Genomic DNA, 1,378 nt, shown 5'->3' on the forward strand with positions numbered 1-1,378 from the left:
CAGCCCACATCCCCCCTCCACACCTGGTGGTCGCAACGTCCCCCCACAGCCGGCGCCGCAGTCATGGCAACCGGCATCCTCTCGGTGACCCTGCACCAGACCGGCTACGAAACCCTCTCCCGCATCGCCCTCGCCCTGGCCTCCGCAACCTGGCTAGCCCTGGCCGGCGACTTCACCGCACGCCTCCTGTGGGACCGCGCCCGATGGCTGAAGGAGGCAGCCACCCCGGCCGCCCTGACCGCCATCGCCGCGACAACCGTCCTGGGCACCCGCTTCAGCGTCCTCGGCTGGCAGACCCTCGCCGAGGCCCTCCTGGCCCTCGCGGCCGTGCTCTGGCCGGGCCTCCTCATCGCCGTGGTGCGCCACTGGCACCGCGGCATGCCCGGCGCCGTGTTCCTGGGCTGCGTGGCCACCGAGGGCCTCGCCGTCCTGGGCGCGACGCTCGCCACGACCGAGGCCTCGGCATGGCTCGCCCACGCCGCCCTCGTACTGTTCTGGCTCGGCCTGGTTCTCTACGCCATCGCCCTGACCCGCTTCGACCTACGCCAGGTGGCCCACGGCGCCGGCGACCACTGGATCGCGGGCGGCGCCCTCGCCATCTCCGCGCTCGCCGGCTCGAAGCTCTTCGCCGCCGACAGCGCCCGCCTGTACCTCTGGAACGACGACGACACCAGCACCCTGCGCACGGTGACCATCGCCCTGCTGGTCCTCGACCTGGCCTGGTACGCCGCCCTGCTGCTGGCCGAGATCGCCTGGCCACGGCCGCGTTACGACACCCGCCGCTGGGCCACGGTCTTCCCGCTCGGAATGACGGCAGCGGCGACCCTCTCCGTAGCCACCGCCCTGGACATCCCCTGGCTCGACGGCCCCGGCGAGGCACTGATGTGGATCGCGGTGGCGGCATGGCTGACGGTCACCGCGGGCGCGGTGTGGACCTACACCCACCCCGGCGACACAACCGGCGCCGGGACCAGGCCCCCCGGGACGGACGTCACGTCCACAACACAGCGATGAAGATGTTCGCAACGGTCAGCAGCCCCACCAGCCCGAACAGCCGCTTGTCCACCGTCTCCTCGTCCCGCTTCACATACACGAGCCCGAGGATCACGACCAGCAGCGCCAGCTTCACGCCGATCTTGACGTTGTCGACGGGCTGGTCGTCCGCCTGATTGAGGCCGACAAGAACAACCCCGGTGACCAGCATGGTCAGCGCACCGTGCAGCATCGCGGGGACGAACCGGGCGGTGCCCTGCCCCATCGCCTTCATCTGGGTGAGGAAACCACCGAGCAGCGCGGCGATACCGACGATGTGCAGGCCGACGAAAAGATGGATGAGTACGTCCATGAAGCCGGAGCCTAACCAGCCCCACCCACACCC

Annotated in this window: 2 protein-coding genes; one reads left to right on the forward strand and one right to left on the reverse strand. The window is 70.6% G+C overall.

The window, feature by feature from the left end; all coding sequences use genetic code 11:
• Positions 1-1,014: tellurite resistance/C4-dicarboxylate transporter family protein (locus L0P92_RS44400; protein WP_234768803.1), on the forward strand; the 1,014-nt coding region annotated here is incomplete at its 5' end.
• On the opposite strand, the gene L0P92_RS44405 is transcribed toward L0P92_RS44400, so the two are convergent.
• A complete protein-coding gene (locus tag L0P92_RS44405; RefSeq protein ID WP_234768804.1) occupies positions 992-1,345 on the reverse strand; it encodes a hypothetical protein in 354 nt (117 codons plus the stop codon). The two genes, L0P92_RS44400 and L0P92_RS44405, sit on opposite strands and share 23 nt — an antisense overlap.
• Positions 1,346-1,378 lie beyond the last annotated feature (33 nt).

It is taken from the genome of Streptomyces muensis (assembly GCF_021474425.1).
Classification (GTDB): Bacteria; Actinomycetota; Actinomycetes; order Streptomycetales; family Streptomycetaceae; genus Streptomyces; species Streptomyces muensis.

Coding starts and splice junctions, on each gene's coding strand:
- L0P92_RS44405 (WP_234768804.1), bottom strand. CDS start 1,345: ATGGACGTACTCATCCATCTTTTCGTCGGCCTGCACATCGTCGGTATC.